19 protein-coding genes are annotated in these 19607 nt (G+C 38.7%); 12 read left to right on the top strand and 7 right to left on the bottom strand.

Going from position 1 to position 19607, the window contains the following annotated elements; translation table 11 throughout:
• Nucleotides 1-235: 235 nt before the first annotated feature.
• The 7 genes from IPO27_08670 to IPO27_08640 all read left to right on the top strand — a co-directional run bounded on the left by IPO27_08670 (nt 236) and on the right by IPO27_08640 (nt 8043).
• Nucleotides 236-2308 (top strand): DUF4331 family protein, encoded by a 2073-nt coding sequence (locus IPO27_08670; protein MBK8846593.1) that lies wholly within the window; start codon nt 236-238, stop codon nt 2306-2308.
• Between the two features lie 75 nt (nt 2309-2383).
• The gene (locus IPO27_08665; GenBank protein ID MBK8846592.1) at nt 2384-4633 is read left to right on the top strand and encodes a TonB-dependent receptor plug domain-containing protein; all 2250 of its coding nucleotides are present in this window, start codon (nt 2384-2386) and stop codon (nt 4631-4633) included.
• Between the two features lie 11 nt (nt 4634-4644).
• Nucleotides 4645-5658 carry a tetratricopeptide repeat protein gene (locus IPO27_08660; GenBank protein MBK8846591.1) on the top strand — a complete coding sequence of 338 codons (1014 nt, stop codon included), beginning with the start codon at nt 4645-4647 and terminating at the stop codon, nt 5656-5658.
• The gene (locus tag IPO27_08655; protein ID MBK8846590.1) at nt 5634-5981 is read left to right on the top strand and encodes a hypothetical protein; all 348 of its coding nucleotides are present in this window, start codon (nt 5634-5636) and stop codon (nt 5979-5981) included. Before IPO27_08660 ends, IPO27_08655 begins: the two co-directional genes overlap by 25 nt.
• 6 nt (nt 5982-5987) lie before the next feature.
• Nucleotides 5988-6641 (top strand): HupE/UreJ family protein, encoded by a 654-nt coding sequence (locus tag IPO27_08650; GenBank protein ID MBK8846589.1) that lies wholly within the window; start codon nt 5988-5990, stop codon nt 6639-6641.
• Between the two features lie 65 nt (nt 6642-6706).
• Nucleotides 6707-7249, top strand: a complete 543-nt coding sequence (locus tag IPO27_08645) for an RNA polymerase sigma factor (protein MBK8846588.1) — start codon at nt 6707-6709, stop codon at nt 7247-7249.
• Entirely contained in the window at nt 7249-8043 is a 795-nt protein-coding gene (locus tag IPO27_08640; protein MBK8846587.1) for an anti-sigma factor, read from the top strand. The genes IPO27_08645 and IPO27_08640 overlap by 1 nt, the downstream gene beginning before the upstream one ends.
• A 246-nt stretch (nt 8044-8289) precedes the next feature.
• Here the strand turns inward: IPO27_08640 and IPO27_08635 are convergent, their stop codons facing one another.
• Nucleotides 8290-8751, bottom strand: coding sequence for a GNAT family N-acetyltransferase (locus IPO27_08635; protein ID MBK8846586.1), 462 nt, complete (start codon nt 8749-8751; stop codon nt 8290-8292).
• Between the two features lie 65 nt (nt 8752-8816).
• On the opposite strand from IPO27_08635, the gene IPO27_08630 reads away from it, so the two are divergent.
• The 3 genes from IPO27_08630 to IPO27_08620 are packed head-to-tail and all read left to right on the top strand — an operon-like array spanning nt 8817 to nt 11363.
• Entirely contained in the window at nt 8817-10154 is a 1338-nt protein-coding gene (locus tag IPO27_08630) for an MFS transporter (GenBank protein MBK8846585.1), read from the top strand.
• Nucleotides 10155-10156: 2 nt separating this feature from the next.
• Entirely contained in the window at nt 10157-10864 is a 708-nt protein-coding gene (locus tag IPO27_08625; GenBank protein MBK8846584.1) for a (Fe-S)-binding protein, read from the top strand.
• A 4-nt stretch (nt 10865-10868) separates the two neighbouring features.
• Complete coding sequence (locus IPO27_08620) at nt 10869-11363, top strand: GNAT family N-acetyltransferase (protein MBK8846583.1); 495 nt, start codon at nt 10869-10871, stop codon at nt 11361-11363.
• A 3-nt stretch (nt 11364-11366) separates the two neighbouring features.
• Here the strand turns inward: IPO27_08620 and IPO27_08615 are convergent, their stop codons facing one another.
• The 5 genes from IPO27_08615 to IPO27_08595 all read right to left on the bottom strand — a co-directional run bounded on the left by IPO27_08615 (nt 11367) and on the right by IPO27_08595 (nt 16538).
• Nucleotides 11367-11777: a hypothetical protein gene (locus tag IPO27_08615; protein MBK8846582.1), complete on the bottom strand. Its 411-nt coding sequence runs from the start codon at nt 11775-11777 to the stop codon at nt 11367-11369.
• Nucleotides 11778-11946: 169 nt separating this feature from the next.
• Nucleotides 11947-13182 (bottom strand): O-antigen ligase family protein, encoded by a 1236-nt coding sequence (locus IPO27_08610; protein MBK8846581.1) that lies wholly within the window; start codon nt 13180-13182, stop codon nt 11947-11949.
• A gap of 8 nt (nt 13183-13190) precedes the next feature.
• Nucleotides 13191-14201 (bottom strand): glycosyltransferase family 2 protein, encoded by a 1011-nt coding sequence (locus IPO27_08605; GenBank protein MBK8846580.1) that lies wholly within the window; start codon nt 14199-14201, stop codon nt 13191-13193.
• Entirely contained in the window at nt 14198-15574 is a 1377-nt protein-coding gene (locus tag IPO27_08600; GenBank protein ID MBK8846579.1) for a hypothetical protein, read from the bottom strand. Before IPO27_08600 ends, IPO27_08605 begins: the two co-directional genes overlap by 4 nt.
• 4 nt (nt 15575-15578) lie before the next feature.
• Entirely contained in the window at nt 15579-16538 is a 960-nt protein-coding gene (locus tag IPO27_08595) for a glycosyltransferase (protein MBK8846578.1), read from the bottom strand.
• Between the two features lie 102 nt (nt 16539-16640).
• On the opposite strand from IPO27_08595, the gene IPO27_08590 reads away from it, so the two are divergent.
• Nucleotides 16641-17855: a DegT/DnrJ/EryC1/StrS family aminotransferase gene (locus IPO27_08590; GenBank protein ID MBK8846577.1), complete on the top strand. Its 1215-nt coding sequence runs from the start codon at nt 16641-16643 to the stop codon at nt 17853-17855.
• Entirely contained in the window at nt 17852-18262 is a 411-nt protein-coding gene (locus IPO27_08585) for a GNAT family N-acetyltransferase (protein MBK8846576.1), read from the top strand. Before IPO27_08590 ends, IPO27_08585 begins: the two co-directional genes overlap by 4 nt.
• Nucleotides 18263-18547: 285 nt before the next feature.
• Here the strand turns inward: IPO27_08585 and nuoH are convergent, their stop codons facing one another.
• Nucleotides 18548-19570: an NADH-quinone oxidoreductase subunit NuoH gene (gene nuoH, locus IPO27_08580; protein ID MBK8846575.1), complete on the bottom strand. Its 1023-nt coding sequence runs from the start codon at nt 19568-19570 to the stop codon at nt 18548-18550.
• Nucleotides 19571-19607: the final 37 nt, after the last annotated feature.

Here is a 19607-nt window from a genome sequence, read left to right as displayed (position 1 = left end):
CCAATAAAATAATTAATGACAAGTCGAATCATTCCATTGTTGATATGATGGAAATTAATTCCTCTAAAATTTATAAAACAGATAATAAATAAAAAAAAAACAAACTCAAAAAACCAATAGACCAAATTCATCGTAGGTATTCCCAAACACAGGCAAGGAGTACATTCGAACGTTCGGCTGCCATGATGTAAAAAAAACGCTCTTATTTAATAATTAAAAAAACATTCTTAAAAAAATGCAAGCTCAAACAAAAAAGTGGGCAGGGATAACCCTTGTCTTAGGTGCAGCAATTACTGCACTAATTATCGGTAGCAACGCATATCTTGACGCTTCAAGTCACCGCGAAGCGCCACTGATTGCAAACGATCCGCAGGCGGACAATACAGATTTGTATGCATTCCGCAGTCCTGACGATACCAACACGGTAACGTTAATAGCTAACTACATTCCGGCTGAATTGCCGCATGGAGGGCCAAACTATTTTACTTTTGGCGAAGACGTGCGTTATCAAATTCACATTAAGAATGATCCTAACACTCCCGGTGATGACATCATTTATCGTTTCGAATTTAAACAAGTAAACCAAGACCCTACCACATTTTTTAATATACGTCTGGGTCAGCAAAATTTAAAAAATACCTATGACTGTATACGTACTATTGATGGTGGTCAACATTGGGTAAAAATTGTAACCAACGGAGTTGTGCCACCAAACAATATTGGCCCACGAAGCATACAGAGCCCTGTAGGCTTGAATGCTCCTGATTACAACACCTTACGTATGAATGCAATTACGACTGCTACTACCGGAGAAAAAGTATTTTGCGGCCCAAGCGATGATCCATTTTTTGTAGACCTTGGAGGTGTGTTTGACCTTGGCCAAACACGTGGAAACGGTGGAGCACGCGATGGTTTAAGCTGCAAAAACACACATTCTATTTGTGTAAAAGTGCCTATTTCTACATTACAAAAAGATGGTAAAAACACTACCATGGCCGCCAACATTCTTGACCCTGATTTTGTAATTGGCGTGTATGCAACTGCCAATCGCAGAAGGGTAACTGTGCGCAGCTTAACCGGAGAAAAGCCTTTGAACAATGGTATTTGGGTACAAGTTTCAAGACTTGGTATGCCACTTACTAACGAAGTGGTTATGCCTATTGGTAAAAAAGATTACTGGAATTCGCTTAAGCCTTATAACGAAGACACTGCTCTCGAAAAGTATTTTACCAATCCTGAGTTGGCTTTGTATATGGACGATGCACTATTTGGTGGCGCTGTTCCGGCACTAAGTAATTTGCGTATTCAACGCAATTCTTTACAATCTTTTGATTTTGGTAATGGACAAAACGGACTATCAGGACTACTTGGAAATCCGGCAACAATAGGAACTGCCTTCGATCAAAATTTATTTGGCAACTACTTGCTACGTCCTGGTCAGCCACGTTCAGTTGATTTACTTCCAATATTTATGACCGGTGTGCCAAACCTAAGTCCTTATCAACTTGCAACAGGAAAAGGTGGCAATCCATTAGCCGCAGGTAAACCATTTATACATAATTTTCTTCCAACGTTTGGCGATATGTTACGCTTAAACATGGCAGTGCCTATTACGCCACGCAATCATCCAAAGTTTTCATCGCTTGGATTGGTTCAGGCTGCAGTACTTGGCTTAACTGATCCAATGTACAACGGCAATACTAATCTTGAGTGGATTCCAAACATGGATGGATTTCCAAATGGCCGCAGACTTGAAGATGATGTTACGCGAATTGAACTGCAAGCAGTTGGCGGTGTTGTACTTGCTGCAGTAGGATTATGGTACGATGATTATACAGCAGGTGGTCCTAATCCTGTTACTCAAGACTTAGTTGATGTATTAACTTATACTACCGGTGTTGAGTCGAACGATCGCAAATTCAAAATGTCGTTCCCTTATCTTGCTAATCCATTTAGTGGCTTTGGCGAATGCGGTGGTGCATTGGCTATGAGTAGTAACCGTTTGTATCCAGGCATGGACAATAATATGAAACTTACTTCTCCCGAAGTATTCATGGATGTATATCCTAACCCTGCCAAGAACATTACCAATATTAAATACCGCGTTAAAACAAGAACGCAGGTATCCTTGCGCATTACCGATGGTGCCGGCAATTTGATTGCTACACCATTCACCGGCAAATCAGCTGAGGCAGGCACGCACGAGTTTGTTTACAATACTTCTAACCTGAAACCAGGAACCTATTTTGCATTGCTAAACAACTATGATGAGTTGGTTCAATCCATCAAATTCACTGTAATAAAATAAAGGGGTATTTTATAGTCTGGCAGTCGTGCGCTTGCGCACGGCTGCTTTATTAAAAACAAAAAAATAATTAACCAGATGAATCAACTAAGAGTACTAATTGCCTGTGGTCTGTTGCTCCTAAACAGTTTGGTGTATGGACAAAGTATAAACTTAACCATTCAAAATGAAAAGCAGCAACCGATAGAAGGAGCTACCATCATGATAGAAAATGTGTTGTATGGCACCACCAACCCAAACGGAACCATAGCGCTTGATTATGCAGGCAACTATCCGGTAACGTTAAATATTTTTAAGCAAGGCTATATGCCTAAAACCACTCAGCTAAATGCAATAAGCAGCATGCCTGTTTCTTTAACTTTAATTAAAAGCAAAGTCAGCATTAAAGAAATTACAGTAACAGGAATTGGTACTAGCACTAATGGTAACTCCAGCATTCAACATGTTGATAAATTGGTGCGTCCGGTAAACTCATCGCAAGATTTGTTGCAATTAGTACCCGGGCTATTTATAGCGCAACATGCAGGTGGTGGCAAAGCTGAGCAAATATTTATTCGCGGCTTTGATTGTGATCATGGAACAGATTTTAATATTTCGGTTGATGGCCTGCCAGTTAATATGGTGTCGCATGCACACGGACAAGGTTATGCCGACTTTCATTTTGTTATACCTGAAACAATAGACAAATTAAATGTTTATAAAGGCCCATACAATGCACGCTTTGGCGATTTCAGCACCTCCGGCACAGGAGAGTTTATTACAAAAAACAGCATTGACCAGAACGAAGTGAAACTGGAAGGTGGCATGTTTGATACCTATAGAGCATTGGCCATGATAGATGTACTTGGCAAAAAAAGTTTATTCAGTAAAGAAAAAGAAAATCTATATGTAACAGGAGAATACGTTTACACTAACTCCTATTTTCAAAGTAAACAAGATTTTAATCGTTACAATTTGTTTGGAAAGTATACAGGCATGTTGACAAGCAACACACAATTACAACTAAGCATTTCCACTTTCAAAGCCAACTGGTATGCCAGTGGGCAAATACCTCAACGCGCTATCGAACAAAATTTGATAACCCGTTATGGAAGCATAGATGATACCGAAGGCGGAACAACTTCTCGTAGCAACGCCACGTTATCTCTTAAGCGTTACACAAAAAACAATGCAATCATTAATCATCAATTATACTATGTAAAATATGATTTCAATTTATATAGCAATTTTACCTTTTACTCTCGCGATAGCATCCATGGAGATGGTATACAGCAAACCGACAACCGTCATATAGGAGGCTATGTTGGTACTTATAATAAAACTTTCAAATTGCTTAACACGCGAATAGATCTTACATCAGGCATCAACTCGCGAAATGACATGACCAACCTGGTACTTGCAAATCAAAGCAAACGCACAACACTTGATACAGTTGTTAGTGGCAAGATAACTCAACATAACCTGGCTGGCTATACGGATGCAGCAATTCATCTAACAGATAAATTTACCATCAACACGGGACTACGTGTTGACTATTTTATTTTCAACTTTAAAGAAAAAAATGAAAGTGCTCTAAGTGGAAATAAATCGTTGCATCGGTTTAGCCCTAAACTTAACTTTAGCTACCTATTGCCTCGCAATGCGTTGCTTTTTTGGAAAAATGGAATTGGCTTTCATAGTAATGATGCGCGGTCTATCGTAATTAATAGAACAAACAATAGTCTGCCTCGTGCCTATGGCAGCGAAGTTGGTAGTGAATTCAAAATAGGCAAAAACATTTTATTGCATACCGCAGTGTGGGCCTTATACCTGGAAAGCGAATTGGTATATGTAGGAGATGAAGGTGTTGTTGAAACCAGTTCGCCCACAATGCGCACCGGCATAGACCTTAGTATACGCGCACAACTAAATAAAAATCTTGTTGCAGACATGGATATCAACTACAACCATGCCCTACTAACGGATGCACCAAAGGGAGAAAACTTTATTCCACTTGCTCCTGCATTTACGAGTACCGGTGGCCTTACCTACAGCCGCAATTCTGGCTGGTATGGCTCATTGCGTTACAAACATATACGCAGCCGCGCTGCCAACGAAGACTATTCAATAACAGCCCATGGATTCTTTCTGGTAGATGCACTAGTTGGATATAAATTCAATAAATTCGAATTGGGCAGCTCTATAGAAAATGTGCTGAATACGAAATGGAATCAGGCACAATTTGAAACCGAAAGCAGAATGAAGCATGAACAGGAAGCGGTAAACGAACTTCACTTTACTCCTGGCACGCCATTTTTTGCAAAGGCCTTTATTAAACTAAATTTCTAATTATTTTAAAAATGAAAAATCGTAAAACGTATATCGTGTTTGTTATCTTCTTTCTTGCACTTAGTTCACTTTTACATTTCAGGAAAGAAGCCACACCTGACTTCACCTTTGTAGAGCGCATAGAAGGCAGCAATACATCATCCGAATGGCAAAATGCAAAAGTAACCATACAAGGCATGCTTACCGAATTGCAAAAAAAATCCGGACAACCAAAAACAAAATTAAAACTTGCGCTGGCATATATCAATGAATCACGCATAACCGGTAAACATGCCTACTACGATGCTGCCGCATTATCACTGCTGCACAGGATTCCTCAAGCCGACAAAAATTATTTTGATGTGAAATGTGCAATTGCGACCATTCAGCTTTCGCAACATCACTTTAGCGAGGCCTTGCAAACTGGAAATTTGCTTATACAACAAAACCCACACAGCGCCTTTGCGTTTGGAGTACTTACCGATGCACACCTGGAGTCGGGCAACTATGAAGCAGCTATTAAAGCTGCCGATCAGATGGTGGCGCTACGCCCCGATATTCGCTCGTATGCACGCGTAGCTTATTTGCGTGAGGTAACCGGTGACATACTGGGTGCCATCGAAATAATGAAAATGGCGGTAGCAGCCGGCATTCCCGGATTAGAACAAACCGAATGGTGCCGATATCAGTTAGGAAAATTATTTGAAAGTGTTGGTGATATAGAATCGGCAAACGATATTTATGTGCAATCTCTTCAGATAAGAAAAAATTATCCTTATGCACTTGCAGGACTTGCTAGTATAGCTACACATAAACAAAACTATAGCGATGCCATCAGATTATACACACAGGCAAAATCATTTACTGATGATTACTCATTTACCGAAAATCTGTATGAACTATACACACTTGCTAAGCAACCAACCAATGCAGCGCAAGCACAAGTCGAGTGCCTAAAAATGCTAGGCGCTAACAGTGGTGATGAAAGTGAAAATTTCATGGTCATTATGCTGATAAAGAATTGGCTGAGTTTTATTGCAAGCTAAACAACTATGATGCTGCCTTAAAACATGCACTCATCGAAAGCAATAGAAGACCAGACAACATTGAAATAAACAGGGTTTTGGCGTGGATATATTTTAAAAAGAATGCGCTAAATTTGGCTGATGCGTATATAAATAAGGCACTAGTTACCAATTGCAAAAATCCGAATTTACTGTTACAAGCATCGCTTATAAAAAAAGCTGTAGGTAAACATGAGGCAGCAAAAATTCACTACGCAGCTGTAGCACTTAATTCCTCCATCATTCAACCAGAACTATTAATGGAAACACAATTGGCATTCAATAATACATTAGCACAAAAATAAAAGTCGATGAAAAAACTTTTTATACTTCTGTTGTTAGTCTCATTCGCTTCGGTTACTATGGCACATTCCATTAATTATGAACTGCAAGATGCTGCTAATGGGGAAATTGTGTGGTACTATCTTCAACTTGGATTTACACACATACTTCCTTTTGGCTTTGATCACTTGTTGTTTATTCTGGCGCTGTTCATTGTAAAACCTAACTTAAAAACAATTTTGCTTCAAGCGACTGTTTTTACGGTGGCGCATAGCATCACACTCATATTATCGATGCTTGAGATGATAGATCCTCCAACTCCACAAATCGAATTATTAATTGCTTTGTCTATCGTGTTTATTGGCATAGAAAATATTTTGCTCAAAGAAATTAAATGGTGGCGCTATCTAATAATATCCATGTTTGGCTTGATACATGGGTGCGGCTTTGCAAGCGCAATCAGCGAAATAGGATTGCCTCCTCAAGATAAGTTTTTCTCTTTGCTTTCTTTTAACCTTGGTGTAGAGTTGGGACAGGCTGCATTTATTTTACTCATCTATTTAATAGCAATACATTGGTTAAAAAATAAAACATGGTTCAACAAAGGTGTAACGGTACCTATATCTTTTGGTATATCTGCAATAGCAGTTTATTGGGTAATAGAAAGAGCCCTATTAATTTAGAACGTATAAAATTAATCAACACAAATTAATCTATATTTGCGAACTCGCAATTTTGATTTTAACACTTGGCATCTACCCCACATACCATAAACGAAGCACAGCTTGTGTTGCAATTGCAACACAAGAATAGCGATGCGTTCAATACCTTGTACGAAAATTACTCGGCTGCGTTATATGGAGTTGTGCTTAAGATTGTAAAAAACGATGTTACCCTTGCAGAGGATATAACGCAAGATGCATTTATTAAAATATGGTCCAATGTAGCATCTTACGACAAAAATAAAGGCACCTTATTTACGTGGATGCTTAATATTGTCCGCAACACAGCAATTGACCGGCTGCGCAGCATCAATCGCAAATACACCGAAAGTATTGATGAGCATGAGTACCTTGCCAATTCGGTTGCAAGCGAAAATATTAAGACTGATAATATTGGTGTGGGTGCTGTTGTAAAAAAATTAAAACCCGAACTTAGCACGGTAATTAACCTTGCTTATTTTGGAGGTTACACACAAGAAGAAATCTCAAAGGAATTAAACATTCCGATAGGAACAATAAAAACAAGAACGCGAAACGCATTAATCGAATTAAGAAAAATATTCAGTTAGTGGATCCAAAAGAATACATACAATCAGGCCTACTAGAACAATACGTTCTTGGTGGATGCAGCTTAGAGCAAATGCAGGAAGTAGAATGCATGGCGCGTGTGTTTCCTGAAGTGAAGGCAGAAATAGCCGCTTTAGAAACAGCCATGCACAACTATGTGAATGCTCATGCACAGCCCGCACCTGCGCACCTGAAAGAAAAAATACTTGCCCACCTGAATAATACGGCATCGCCTGTTGAACAGAAACCCGAAGGCAAGACGATTGCATTTAAACCAACTAAGACACAAACATGGCTGTATACTGCGGCCGCTTGTATTGCTACATTAGTTGTTACTTATTTTATTTTCGGAAATGCAAGAACTGAAAGAGACCGCCTTACCAATGTGGTTGAAATCATGAAAGCCGAAGGTGAGGAACAAAAATTATTACTTGAAGATGCGCAAAATATGATGGCTATAATGAGTGATAGCAATACCACCAAAGTAACCATGAAAGGCCAACAAATATCGCCACAATCTTATACGACCGTGTATTGGCATCGTAAGTCAAACAAGGTATATCTTACTACTAACAACCTTCCCAAACCTGCAGCAGGCAAGCAATACCAGCTATGGGCCATTGCAGATGGCGCACCTGTTGACCTTGGGGTATTTAATGTAAACGAAGATACGGCCATTAATTTGCAAGGTATGAAGGCAATAACTAATGCACAAGCCTTTGCGATTACATTAGAAAAAGAAGGAGGCAGCCCCTCGCCTACTTTGGAAATGATGTATGTGATGGGAGTGTTATAATAATCCCACTGCTGTTTATATTAATTCATAACACATACCCGAGACAAGGTAAATCTTAATGATATTTACTTTTATGAAAACACACTTCTGCCACGACTATTTTCTTATAGAAAGTTTTACCGGCAACGAATTAGTTGAAACTTACAATGGCAACTATCATCTATACAAATGAAGATAAACGTATATTGGTATGGTGATGTTGATTGCTTGTGGAAAGAGCGCTATTAAATTCACCACCCTTACTTTTTAAAATTGCCCTTCGTACAATTTACAATTAATCCACTCGCTATCAAGTTCGGCATTGTATTTTTTATAGAAATTAATGGCAGGTTCGTTCCAGTCTAATACTTGCCAGTGCACCTGCTTAGCTCCAATATCACGTGCAAAATTAAATACCTCTTGAAGCAACTTTGCTCCAATTTGTTTTCCGCGCATGTGCTCGGTTACCACAATATCGTCCAGGTATACTCCCCTGCCCTTCCAGGTGGAATATTTAATAAAATAAATGCTAATGCCAACTATCTCACCTTGAAGCTCGGCTACATGCATATAAAAAACAGGCTGTGGGCCAAACCCATCCTGCTCCATATCTTGAATGTTGTTAGTTACTGCCTTGGGTTGCTTTTCGTAAACTGCTAATTCTTTAATCAGTTTTAATGCACCTGCGCAATCCGCTTTTACAGCCTTTCGAATAATTATTTCGTTCATATCTAATTTTTGCTGCGATATTACTGCATAAATTAATTAGTTATAATTGTCCAACAAAAAACTGAATGTCTGTAAATTCAACATTGCCTCTTAACGATAAAAAACAAATACGCGCATGGTGCATGTACGATTGGGCAAACAGTGTGTATTCGTTAAGCATTACCACTGCCATATTTCCAATCTACTACAATGCAATTACCAGCAAAGGTGATGGCTTTATAAATTTATTTGGCTATGATTTTAAAAATACTGCCTTGTATTCACTTACCTTATCATTCTCTTTTTTGATTGTAGTTTTTCTTTCGCCCCTGCTATCGGGCATTGCAGACAGTCGTGGTAATAAGAAAATGTTTATGCGTTTTTTTTGCTACCTCGGATCATTTGCCTGTATGATGTTGGCCTTGTTTAATGATGAAAAAAATGTTTGGATTGGAATACTTGGATTAATGCTGGCAAATGTGGGGTTTGCCGGTAGCCTTGTTTTCTATAACGCCTTTCTTCCAGAAATTGCAACTCCCGACCAACAAGATAAAGTAAGGGCGCGCGGTTTTACACTTGGCTACATTGGCAGTGTTTTACTGCTCATAGTAAACCTTGCCCTTATTATGGCTTTTCCCGATGATTCGTGGCCTCCACGAATTTCATTTCTCATGGTAGGTGTGTGGTGGTTAGGTTTTGGAACCTATACTTTTAATAACCTCAAAGAAAACAACGCTACTACTGCACCTAAAGAAGGAGTGCTTTTGAAGGGCTATCGCGAAATAGCAAAAGTTTTTATTGAACTTAAATCACAACGGCCATTATCCATTTTTCTTCTGTCCTTTTTTATTTATAATATGGCTGTACAAACCGTTATGCTGGTAGCATCACTTTTTGGGAAAGCTGAAATTAAAGGTGTTGATGGCAAACCAATGGAAGATAGTCTGTTGATTGTAACCATTCTCGTTATTCAATTAGTAGCTGTGGCCGGTGCTTATTTATTTTCATTTCTGAGTAAGCAGTTTGGCAACCTGCAGGCATTACTTATTAGCCTGTTAATATGGATTTTGATTTGTGTGCTTGCGTACTTTACCTATTACTCACTTCAGTTTGTCATGCTAGGTATGGTAGTAGGTTTGGTTATGGGTGGTGTACAATCATTGTCGCGCAGCACCTATAGCAAGATGTTGCCGCATCATAACGACAATGCGAGTTACTTTAGCTTTTATGATGTATGCTTAAACTTAGGAACTGTTTGTGGCACATTCCTGTTTGGTTGGCTCGATCAACTTACAGGCAGTATGCGAATCAGTATCATTGCATTATCATTCATGTTTGTAATAGGCATTGTAGTATTAGTAATTTTGCACCAGATGATAGCCTCACAGCCTCAAAAATTTAAAGATATTTTAGCCAGAAAATAACCATGTTGCTCGATTTATTTGTCCCTTGTTATATTGATCATTTCTATCCTGATATTGCAATAAAGACTACCAAATTGCTGGAGCAACTTGGGCATACTGTTAATTATAATTCGGGCATTACTTGTTGTGGAAGACCTGCCATGGTGCATGGCCATAATGATTTATGTAAAGAAGCCGGTGAAAAAATAATAAAAGAACTAAGTACCGACCGCCCGATAATTTGCCCTGATAGTTACTGTGCGGCAATGCTAAGAGTAGAATACAAAAAAACATTTCACAACTCTACCTTTCACAACGAGTATAATGCGCTTCAAAAAAAAGTTTTCGAGCTTGGAGAGTTTATTGTGTTAGAACAAAAAAATGTGATACTCGAATCAAAAATACTCGGCAATATTGTTTACTATGAAAGTTGCCACATGCGCAATGATATAGGCAGTGCTAATGCTGCCAAAATTTTGCTGGCTAACAACCCACAGATTAAGCTGATTGAAATACCCGGAGAAGCGCATGAGTGCTGTGGTTGTCATGGAGCAATCCCTTTAAATTTCCCAAACCTATCCGCTGCTATGGCGCAGGGATTTATTGCCAAGTTGCAAGACCTCGAAGTAGATTATGTAGTAAGCAGCGATATGTTGTGCCTGCATCAGCTAAAAACATATTATACAAAAGGCAATGCACAATTTGTGCATTGGATAGAAGCATTTATTTAAAAAAATGGATAAGCAGGAATATACCATTCGGTTAATTACCGCTGATGATAACACTGCGCTTGCATCTATCATACGTGCTGTAATGGAAGAGTTTGATGTAGCCCGGTCGGGCACAATTTATTATGATCCAACATTAGATGCCATGTATGAGCAGTACCAACAACCCGGAGCAATTTATTATATAGTAGAAACCGTAGGCGCAGTGGCAGGAGGCTGCGGTATCAACCAATTACCAGGTGCTGATGCAACTATCTATTGCGAATTGCAACGAATGTTTCTGGCACCACATGCACGAAAAAAAGGAATTGCACAACACTTAATGGAAAAATGCCTTGATGATGCCAAGCGGTTTGGCTACCAATTTTGCTATCTCGAAACTATTAAAGAATTTGAAACTGCCATACGCCTTTACAAGAAAAACGGTTTTGAATATTACTATCATACTCTTGGAAATACAGGACACCACTCCTGCGAAATTAAAATGATAAAACCGCTTTGAGCGCTATTGTAACATAACCCCGCGTTTATTTATTATAGGAATGGTAATCATGAAATCTTTGCGAATGGCATCTGGCACAAAAACATATCGCTTCTCATAAATTTTTTTATTCTCGTAAAAGCTTACCCAATACTCGTTGCTAAGCTTGAGTACATCTTCCATAATGGGTTCTATTAGCTTAAATGATTGCGCCTCCATTTCATCAAGAAAATGTCTTAAAACGGATGTGCGTCTCATTTCACCACCCAGCTCTCCAAATCCGGAAGATGAAACTAATACTCCTTCTATTGAGTTGTTCTTTAAATTTATTAAGTATATATGCCACTCATCCTCCTGATTTTCGGTTTGCTCCAAAACAGCTGCTATGGCAATATCCTTTACTTCACTCTTACTTTCCCAAATATCCTTTAACATAAATTATTACAACTATTCGTTTTGCAAATCTGTTAAACTTTAATTGAACTTACAAAATAAATACCATTGCTTAAATTAATAAACTCTAATTCTGCCTTTATATTAAACATTCATTTTTGCAACATAATTAAACTAGCTGCATTGAAAATTATCAGTATGCTACCCACTATCAATCTTCTGCTAATGCATTTGCATGCGCATGTGTATTGTTGATGCGGTGATGTAAATTCAGAAGCGTCAAGTTAAATATCAATGCAAACAGACCGGCACCGGCAGCAGTTTCGAGCATGGACTCTACAGCAAAATTAAGTATGAATAAAAGACAAATAAAAACATGTTCCCAATAAAGTCTTCTTAATGAAATAAATAAAGGATAAAGCAGATAAAACAAAAAAGGCAAAATACAAACAAGGCCACCAGCCACCATAAATTCGAAATACTGACTATGAACATTCAACTGATTTTTGACAGCATGCGTAATATTTCGTTGGGTGTACATTTGCATCATCACATCTGTGGCATCACCGGTGCCACTACCGGCAATAACATGCTCCTTCATATAAGGTACTACGCTGCGCCAAATTAAAATTCGTAATTCATTACTATCTTCCGATTGCGGATTAAGCTCCTTTTCGGTAAGTGCTTTGATCATACTTCCAATGCGGTTATACTTGGCCTCGAGCCCACCCAAAACTAATACAACTGCTGCAGTAATAAAAAAGGCTATTCTAAATTTTTGCTTATCCGGTTTCTTCAATAAACTAATTGCAAGATAGCCCCCAAGTATGAGCAACATTACAATGATACCGGCCTTTGCATCGAGACGCAATTGAAAAAGAATCAAGAAAATCAAGGTCGCATAATACCACACACGTCTTTTAAAAAAACGCATATGATGCTGTAAAATTAATATGATTGCAGCATTAATAGCTAAAGCAAGATAGGAAGGATGAATAAATTTTGACAAATATTGATAATGAAAAGTATTGTACCCGGTTTGAATTTTCTCAACCAATGCAAGAACTATACAGGCAAGGCAATTGATAATAGTAACTATGACTATATACATTCGTACGTTTGTGATCGATTGCAAAATAATATTGCAGTTTAAAAATATGATAAAAGGCAAGAGAATGATTGGTAGCCTTTTTTCAATATCGAACCAGCCGGCAGGCATGTTATCTGTATAAAGCATACCTATTAACCAAGTAGCGAGTAAAACTATTGGCAGCCACAATGCAAAGATCCACGACTTTGCAAATGCATCTTTACGCAAAGAAAAAATACTTAAAGCAAGGCACGTAATAATGGGGTAACCTATCAACTTGGGATAGCATAATAAGGTTGCATATATTGCAACCAAACAATAGATAATAAAAACCGGTATTAGATCCTTATACTTCATTCGTCTACTTATCGCGACAATTTTTGATCAATGTTTATTTTTTTAGAAAGAACTATAAAATCGAAAATGCCTTTTAAATAACCTAATCCATATGCAGCATGTAAAATCCAGATGGCATAAGCTACACGCAAGGCCTTGGTTATTCTTTTCGTTTTGTAAAAGGAGAAAGAAATAACAATAATGAGATAAATGGCAACCGATAAGAAATACAAGTTGCGCAAAGAATGAAAAAGCAAAGCAAACAGTAAACCCAAAAACAGATACATGATTAATGCTGCTGGTGCAAGTTGACGGTAAGTAGTAATGTGACGGTGCTTTTTATTTACATACACTTTAAAATATCCATACTGAAAATATTGCCTCCACAAATTATAAAAGGTCCCACGCACCTGGTATGTCGAGTAAGTGTCGGCAGTTACCAATATTTTATATCCCTTGCGCGTAAGACGGAAGTTAAACTCATCATCCTGATTTCGTGTAAGTTCCTCATCAAACATTCCTACTTCTTCAAAAATGGTTTTGTCATACACCGGCACAGCAGCAGTGTCGGTAAAAGCATCCTGCTCAATTGCACGGAAATTGCCAAAGCCAACACCAATGGGGCTCGACATAGCAATGGCAATACACTTACCGGTTTCATTCCCATACGTGCTGTGCATTACACCTCCTACACATTTAATACGTTTATCAGCTTCAAGTTTTGCAATGCATGCCTGCATATAGTTTGGTTGCAACACATTTCGCGCTCCGGTAATAAGCACATACTTACCCCGCGATCTTATTATTCCAATATTAAAAGCATACGGTGTTAGTTGCATCGTGTTGTCTAACAATTCCACATTGGGAAATAGCTTGCACAAATCAGCAACTACTTCTCGTGTGCCATCGTCACTCATGCCATCAACCACCAGAATTTCAAATTGATCCGTTGGCAAAGTTGACTGTACCAGCGAGTTTACACAATTAGAAATGTGCAACTTCTCGTTTCTGCAAGGTATAATTACCGATATTAATATCATTCGTTTACAGTACCAACTTTAGAACAGCAAGCAAGACAAATAGCGGGCAACAAGATAGCTTCAAAAAGTAATGCTTTGTATACCTCGGGACCGCATCGGACCATATTGGGTATGTACGCAACCAGCGAACATGTTACAGTGGCTTGTAAAATAATCATCAATTTGAAAGATCCTTTGTACAATAAAAAAATCCGTTGCGTCCAACCAATGAATAGCCCCCATATAAGAGCGCCAAACAATGCGCCAGCCACGCCAAAATTGAGATACCAACCGGCAGGTTGACTTATAGTAAAACCCTGACTTCCATAATAATTAAAAATACGGCTATACACCGTATAGCTGTCAGGAGGCCTATTTCCGGAGATGGCTGCGGGAATTAGTGAGTGTACTAAATAGACAAAACTCTGACCACCAGTAAATGGCAAGTCATATTGAATAATGCAATACAAACTCATATGCGGCACGAACATTTCGTTGCTGAAGGCTGTACCTAAAAGAGATTGAATTAAAGTTGGCGTTTGTACAGGAGCCGCAATTTCAGTAGAAGCACTTAGCAGCAAATTCATTATAGGCAGGCCTCGGGTATGTTCTATTGCCCAAACAGGTGTTACAAATAAAACCGCTATTAGTGCCAGTTTGTAATAGCTGATCTTAGTTGTATTGAGCAAATAAAAGCACAAAGCAAATAACCCTGAAAAAATTAGAACGTGTCGCGAACCTATTAATAATGCAATAGACGTAACCAGCACATACACGCAAATGACTACGGCTATTGCCAGGTAGCTTTTCTTCATTTGTAGCGCAGGAGTAGCAGCATCGGAAACAATAAAAAGTGTAAGTGTGATAAATGAAATAAAAACAGACAATTGCTTGCACACCTGTGCAAGCGAATCGAAACGTGAATGATGTGAAGCAAGATATAAATAAAACGACTGCCTTTGATAAAACGACTCTTTAAGTGAAGGCCATAACAACAGTAGCGCATACATCATTAGCACCAACGATATGCTACACATACTTTTCCAGTTAAAATGCAAGGATACTTTTGGTTTGCTTGATGCAGGCCAATATCGCCATACCAGAAGCTGAATAATAAGAATGAAGGCGGCATATATGGTTATGGTTAACAAATAAGCATTATTGAGTCTCACCGGCAACAGCTTTTGAAAATAATCGTAGTAATGCACACCTATGGCACTTGTGCTGTTGTTGGTAAGCTGATCTATAATTATAAAGAATCCACCTGCAAAAAGCCAATACACTAAAATTATAGTTGGCAAAAGTGCAACAACTGACTTATGCCTGGTCCACGTGCGCCACAGCATGAACATCATCATGACAGAATAGATAATATATCCTATTAGGTGGAGCACTATTTTAAGATTGGTACAAATAAATTAATTTTTGCAACAAGGTATGGCTATCAAGCTGCAAACTTGTAACAACCTCTCTCCCATTTGAACGCTGATTTTTGTTTACAACTTGTATTATCCCTGAAGCTATGTCCTCAGCTTGCTGCTTGCACATTGCAACGGGGTTTGTTGCTTTTATATTTTCAAATATATCTCCTGCATCAGACGATACTACAGGCAAATTACAAGCCATCGCCTCCTTAATCATTGTTGGGCTGCCTTCGCTATCGCTGCACATAAGTAAGCAGTTGCTTGCATTGTACATAAGTAGCAACTTTTCATACTCCACCTTTCCATCCAGCACATGCAATTGTAAATCGGGCATTTGTTGCTGCACCAGTGCTGTTGCCTGTTGCGCAATGTCAATACGCTTTACAGCTGCATTATTATAATTGAATAAAATAATTTTTGCATCAATGGTCCATCTGAGTTGGTTTCGCGCTTCTTGCATGGGTATTGGATAATATTGCTCCAAATCTACTCCCATAGGAATGATACTGCATTTACTCCTGGCAAAAATTAATTTTTGCCTTAACTTTTTACTCACACATATAACCTTGTAAGCCTGAATGGAAGCAAGTTGCGAAAATAGTTTTGCAACAACCTCCTTTAGCCATGGTTCGCTACGTAACATGTTCAGGTCACTGCCCTGATACGTAATAATTGTCCGCTTAAACCGGCACAGGGCCACCACCATAGCTGTAAATGTGCCATAATGCGCATGAACTACATCGGGGTTGTGCTGCTTGATTTGTGCTTTTACTAGCTTTGTTTGCCTAACTAAATCCATAATACCTCCACGCTCTTGCAAATAAAATACAACCACCTTATGCCCAGCCTCTTCCAACTGCCTGGCCTGACGTTTACTAAAAATCATTGAGTTGCCCTCAGGACTACCCGGTATTACAAATAATATGGTTAGCATTTCATTATTGGGGGAATTGGAACTTGATGCAAATATGTAATATAAAAACAAATCAAGGGAAAGTGATTTTATATTTTTAGTATTGCCAAAAAAAAAGCAGGAATGATTGCATTTGCTCCTCCCTATATTGACGATAAAATTATAAACGAAGTGGTAGCTACCCTCAAGTCAGGATGGATAACTACAGGGCCTCGCACCAAACTTTTCGAAAAAAAAATTGCTGAATACTGTCATGCACCCAATGTCCTTTGCCTTAATAGTGCTACCGCAGGTCTTGAAATAATATTGCGTTGGTTTGGCGTGGGGCCGGGTGATGAAGTCATATTGCCTGCCTACACGTATAGTGCCACCGCTAACGTAGTTATGCACTGCGGTGCAACACCTGTGCTGGTGGATATTAATGAGGATGATTTCTGCATTTCGCCCGAAAAAATAAAGGCGGCCATTACCGAAAAAACCAAGGTGATAATGCCGGTAGATTTTGCGGGGTTGCCTTGCGACTATGATGAAATTCATTCCATTGTTAACGATAACGATATACGTTCATTATTTAAGGCAACTACCGAAGCACAGCAGCAACTTGCCAGGATTCTTATTTTATCGGATGCGGCACACTCATTTGGCGCAACCTATAAAGGTAAACGTGCAGGTATACTTACCGATATTTCAGTATTTTCTTTTCATGCAGTAAAAAATCTTACTACTGCCGAAGGTGGTGCCATTGTGCTTAACCTGCCTGCCCCCTTCGATAATGAAGCCATCTACCGATACCTCTGCATATTTACTTTACATGGTCAAAACAAGGATGCCCTTGCCAAGATGCAAAAAGGGAATTGGCGTTATGATATTATTGAGGCCGGCTATAAATGTAACATGACAGATTTGTCAGCAGCCATTGGTTTAATAGAACTTGAACGCTACGATAGCATGCTACTTGTTAGACGAAAGGAAATTTGCATGGCATACCAGAACTTTTTTATTAATAAGAAAGAATACACCGTGCCAGTGTTGGCAGATGATAACCGCGAAACATCTTATCACTTATACACACTTCGAATAAATAATTGTACTGAGGCGCAGCGCGATGCCGTTATGCAGCAAATATTTGATGCAGACGTTTCGGTGAATGTGCATTTTATTCCTTTGCCACTTCTTTCGTTCTATAAAAATGCCGGCTACCAAATGACTGACTACCCGATAAGTTACGCTAACTTCAGTTACGAAATTTCGTTGCCAGTGCATCTTCACCTAAGCGAAGCAGATATAGTTACCGTGACACAAGCTGTGGATAATGCAGTTAAAAAAATAATCCTATGAAATTAGAAATTAACAAAGACAAAAGTCGGCTAAACGTGAACCTGATACATGATTACCTCTGTAATCATAGTTATTGGGCAAAAGGAGTTACTAAAAATATAGTTGAACGCTCTATACAAAACTCGGAGTGTTATGGAGCCTTTCTCGATGGTGAGCAAATAGGATTTGGCCGCACAATAACTGATAGCGCAACATTTGCCTACTTGTGTGATGTGTTTATTTTACCACCTCACAGTGGCAAGGGTTATGGTAAGTTACTTGTGGAATATATTTTAGATGATGAGATACATACAACTATTCGTAAAATGTTGCTTAGAAGCAGCACTGCCAAAGAACTTTACCGCAAGTACGGCTTTACCGAACTTGAAAAACCAGAGATTATGATGGAAAGGAAATTTGCAGAATGAATTGTTATAAACACCAACACGTATTAAGTTTTTAATACGTGCAGCGTAGATAAACGACTAGTAAAACACGTTCTAATTGAAAACTTTAGTTGGAGCTACTTAAATTTTAAAAAGCCTTTCACTTATTATCAAAAAACTTTTTGCTTATAGCTTGCTAGCAGTGATTTGCTTTTGCACAGTTTAAACTTTTTCGATTTCCTTATAAAGAAGAAGGTACCCTAAGTAGCGTGCCTTCTTAATTATTATTTGTTTAGCCGATATACTCTAAACAGGCAGATTGAGAAATTACCTTAACCACAATATGACTGCACCGGTTATTATCATATTCACTATTGCAAGCGGAATCATAACCTTCCAGCCAAGGTGCATCAACTGATCATAACGGAAACGAGGGATAGTCCATCGTATCCACATAAAGAAGAATATGAAGAAAACTATTTTACCAAAGAAAATTAAAGTGCCTAAAATGGTCATTAAGTTATGCGATAAATTAAGCATGTCTAATCCCGGAAAATTGTACCCGCCAAAATAAAGCGATGAGATAATTGCTGAAGAGATAAACATGTTGATATATTCGGCAAAAAGGTAGAAGCCCAATTTCATACTTGAATACTCGGTATGATAGCCTCCAACCAGTTCGCTTTCACATTCAGGTAAATCGAAAGGTGTGCGGTTGCATTCAGCAAATGCGCAAACAATAAATATTAAAAAACCAAGGGGTTGATAAATCACGTTCCAATGCCAACCACTTTGTTGTTGTACAATTTTACTTAAACTAAGTTCACCTGTAAGCATAACCAACGCAACAATGCTCATACCCATGGCCAACTCATAGCTAATCATTTGCGATGAAGCCCGCAGCGCACCCATCAGTGCATATTTATTATTGCTGGCCCATCCTCCTATCATTACACCATATACACCTATAGAAACTACCGCAAAAGCATAGAGTATACCGATATTTATATCGGTAACTTGAAGTGGAAACTCGCGTCCGCCAATTTGCAATGTTCCTCCCCATGGAATTACTACCCCGGTCATACAGGCTGTAAGCATGGCTAAAGCCGGACCAAGAATAAAAAGAAACTTGTCGGCATGTGCAGGGATGATTTCTTCTTTCATTATCATCTTTACACCATCGGCAAGTGGTTGTAAAAGGCCAAACGGCCCCGCGCGATTTGGCCCTAATCTGTCTTGTAAAAAGGCAGCAATCTTGCGCTCACCGTAGGTTGAGTATGCTGCTATGCCTAGCGCTACAGCAAACACCCCTACTACCAGCAAAAATTTTATGAGTAATTCTATTTCCATATTTCTATGTTCTTTTTTATAATTTGTTTGAAGCCAG

It is taken from the genome of Bacteroidota bacterium (assembly GCA_016714535.1).
Taxonomy (GTDB): Bacteria; Bacteroidota; Bacteroidia; order AKYH767-A; family OLB10; genus JADKFV01.
This window is presented reverse-complemented; position numbering and strand designations above follow the sequence as displayed.

Coding starts and splice junctions, on each gene's coding strand:
- IPO27_08620 (MBK8846583.1), top strand. CDS start 10,869: ATGGATAAGCAGGAATATACCATTCGGTTAATTACCGCTGATGATAAC.
- IPO27_08595 (MBK8846578.1), bottom strand. CDS start 16,538: ATGCTAACCATATTATTTGTAATACCGGGTAGTCCTGAGGGCAACTCA.
- IPO27_08610 (MBK8846581.1), bottom strand. CDS start 13,182: ATGAAGTATAAGGATCTAATACCGGTTTTTATTATCTATTGTTTGGTT.
- IPO27_08625 (MBK8846584.1), top strand. CDS start 10,157: ATGTTGCTCGATTTATTTGTCCCTTGTTATATTGATCATTTCTATCCT.
- IPO27_08670 (MBK8846593.1), top strand. CDS start 236: ATGCAAGCTCAAACAAAAAAGTGGGCAGGGATAACCCTTGTCTTAGGT.
- IPO27_08585 (MBK8846576.1), top strand. CDS start 17,852: ATGAAATTAGAAATTAACAAAGACAAAAGTCGGCTAAACGTGAACCTG.
- nuoH (MBK8846575.1), bottom strand. CDS start 19,570: ATGGAAATAGAATTACTCATAAAATTTTTGCTGGTAGTAGGGGTGTTT.
- IPO27_08605 (MBK8846580.1), bottom strand. CDS start 14,201: ATGATATTAATATCGGTAATTATACCTTGCAGAAACGAGAAGTTGCAC.
- IPO27_08590 (MBK8846577.1), top strand. CDS start 16,641: ATGATTGCATTTGCTCCTCCCTATATTGACGATAAAATTATAAACGAA.
- IPO27_08660 (MBK8846591.1), top strand. CDS start 4,645: ATGAAAAATCGTAAAACGTATATCGTGTTTGTTATCTTCTTTCTTGCA.
- IPO27_08615 (MBK8846582.1), bottom strand. CDS start 11,777: ATGTTAAAGGATATTTGGGAAAGTAAGAGTGAAGTAAAGGATATTGCC.
- IPO27_08650 (MBK8846589.1), top strand. CDS start 5,988: ATGAAAAAACTTTTTATACTTCTGTTGTTAGTCTCATTCGCTTCGGTT.
- IPO27_08635 (MBK8846586.1), bottom strand. CDS start 8,751: ATGAACGAAATAATTATTCGAAAGGCTGTAAAAGCGGATTGCGCAGGT.
- IPO27_08630 (MBK8846585.1), top strand. CDS start 8,817: ATGTCTGTAAATTCAACATTGCCTCTTAACGATAAAAAACAAATACGC.
- IPO27_08665 (MBK8846592.1), top strand. CDS start 2,384: ATGAATCAACTAAGAGTACTAATTGCCTGTGGTCTGTTGCTCCTAAAC.